Here is a 1,948-nt window from a genome sequence, read left to right as displayed (position 1 = left end):
TCGGCCTCGAAAGCGCATGGGCGAAGCGCGAGTCTCGAGGCCGAAACGGCGAGACCAAGGGGGGCCTCAACCCCGCGGCGCCGAAGGCGCCGCAGACAACTCAGTGAAACTGTCCTTCTTCGGTGGAGCCCTTCAGCGCCGCCGTCGAGGTGTTGGGGTCGACGGTGGTGGCGATGGTGTCGAAGTAGCCGGCACCGACCTCGCGCTGGTGCTTGATGGCGGTGAAGCCACGCTCGGCGGCGGCCTTGAACTCGCGCTCCTGCAGGTCGACGAAGGCGGTCATACCCTCGCGGGCGTAGCCGTAGGCCAGGTCGAACATGCCGTAGTTGAGCGAGTGGAAGCCGGCCAGGGTGATGAACTGGAACTTGAAGCCCATGGCGCCGAGTTCACGCTGGAACTTCGCGATGGTGGCGTCGTCCAGGTGAGCCTTCCAGTTGAAGGACGGCGAGCAGTTGTAGGCCAGCAGCTGATCCGGGAATTCGCCGCGGACGGCCTCGGCGAACTTGCGCGCGACCTCGAGATCCGGCACGCCGGTCTCCATCCAGATGAGGTCGGCGTAGGGAGCGTAGGCCTTGGCCCGAGCGATGCAGGGCTCGATGCCGTTCTTCACACCGAAGAAGCCTTCGGCGGTGCGGGTGCCGTCGAGGAACTCGCGGTCGCGCTCGTCCACATCGGAGGTGATGAGGGTGGCGGCTTCGGCGTCGGTGCGCGCGATGATCACCGAGGGCACCTCGGCGACGTCGGCGGCCAGGCGCGCCGAGGTCAGGGTGCGGATGTGCTGCTGGGTGGGGATGAGCACCTTGCCACCGAGGTGGCCGCACTTCTTCTCCGAGGCCAGCTGGTCTTCCCAGTGCACACCGGCGGCGCCGGCGGCGATCATGGCCTTCTGCAGTTCGTAGGCGTTCAGCGCGCCACCGAAGCCGGCCTCGGCGTCGGCGACGATGGGAGCCAGCCAGTTCTCGACGGAGGTGTCGCCCTCGACCTTGGCGATCTCGTCGGCACGCAGCAGCGCGTTGTTGATGCGGCGGACCACGGCGGGCACCGAGTTGGCCGGGTAGAGGCTCTGGTCGGGGTAGGTGTGACCGGAGAGGTTCGCGTCACCGGCGACCTGCCAGCCCGACAGGTAGATGGCCTTGAGGCCGGCGCGGACCTGCTGCACCGCCATATTGCCGGTGAGCGCGCCCAGCGAGTTGATGTAGTCCTCGTTGTTCACCAGATCCCAGAGGATCTCCGAGCCACGCCGGGCGAGGGTGTGCTCTTCGACAACGGTGCCCTGCAGCTTGGAAACCTGCTCGGCGGTGTAGTTGCGGGTGACGCCCTTCCAGCGCGGGTTGGTGTCCCAATCCTGCTGGATTTCCTCGGCGGTCTTCGGGGTGCCGGTGGTCGACATCTTGCGACTCCACTTCCTTGGTCGGTCGGTCCGCCGTCCGCGTCGACGAAGCGTTTCCGCGTCGCACTGCTGGAACGACGATTTGCAGGCTTGCAATGCCCGGTGGGTGTACTTCCACACCATGGCACACCATCAAAATGCCGTCTACCTGTTGCTTCTGTGAATCTGAGCTAGGATCGCCTACAACTTTGCCAATCCTGCGAAAGTTGCCAGCGCGTAACCGCCGTCAAGCCTACTCGCCAGTAGCTCTGACATGGGGTTTCAGCGTAACGCTCGTACTGTTTGCGGGAGCAAGCACCGGAGGGCACCCCACACACTTCGACACGACCTTGTGAGGACCTTCATAACTGAAGTCAGGCAATGTCAGATGTGTCCTACGTCCGAGCGAGGTCGGCCGCCCGCCCCGAGATCAGAGCCCGCAGGCCCACAAACGGCCCCCGCCGTCGCCCACCGACGCAACCCCCGTGCGTCGAGTTTTACGAGACACCTCCAAGGGTTGAGGCCCGTCTCGCCGTTTCGGCCTCGAGACTCGCGCCTGCGGCGCATGCGCTTCGAGGC

1 protein-coding gene is annotated in these 1,948 nt (G+C 65.5%); it reads right to left on the bottom strand.

From position 1 onward, the window contains the following. Positions 1–100: 100 nt before the first annotated feature. Positions 101–1,390 (bottom strand): isocitrate lyase, encoded by a 1,290-nt coding sequence (aceA, locus tag ABZV91_RS32405; RefSeq protein WP_355249525.1) that lies wholly within the window; start codon positions 1,388–1,390, stop codon positions 101–103. Positions 1,391–1,948 lie beyond the last annotated feature (558 nt).

The sequence above is a fragment of the Nocardia sp. NPDC004568 genome (assembly GCF_040609955.1).
Lineage (GTDB): Bacteria > Actinomycetota > Actinomycetes > Mycobacteriales > Mycobacteriaceae > Nocardia.
The sequence above is the reverse complement of the archived record's forward strand: the minus strand, read 5'-3'. Positions and strand labels throughout refer to the sequence as shown.

Excerpts from the sequence above, each read along its gene's own strand:
- aceA (WP_355249525.1), bottom strand. The coding sequence starts at position 1,390 with ATGTCGACCACCGGCACCCCGAAGACCGCCGAGGAAATCCAGCAGGAT.